The sequence below is a fragment of the Dellaglioa sp. CoH-57-MRSF-20 genome, assembly GCF_056781955.1.
On the sequence record NZ_JBXAXV010000241.1, the window covers coordinates 1 to 282 of the forward strand.

1 protein-coding gene is annotated in these 282 nt (G+C 66.7%); it reads right to left on the reverse strand.

Annotated features, from left to right (window positions below):
- Positions 1-19: 19 nt before the first annotated feature.
- Positions 20-282, reverse strand: a 263-nt coding sequence (locus AC1RPN_RS08905) for a hypothetical protein (RefSeq protein ID WP_481763829.1), incomplete at its 5' end; no start/stop codon positions are given.

Consider the following 282-nt stretch of genomic DNA (forward strand, 5'->3'; position numbering starts at 1 on the left):
CATGGTGTCAAGGTCATCGTCAGCCACGAGCTGCCACCTCCAGCGGTGAGGCGGCCGGAGCAGCCGTCGAGGGGGTGGTCTTGCCGCGCTCGATGAGGGCCTTCAACTTCCGGTCGCGGAACCAGGGCAACGCGTCCGCTATGACCGGGCGGGCGTTGGAGTTGAACATCACGACTCGCCACAATGGCAGGTTGGCGAGGTCGTCGACGGTGAGGATCGGCACCCGGCGGGTGCTGGTCGAGGTCGAGTATTGGCCGTTGTTCCCCGAGGAGCCGCCGTAGG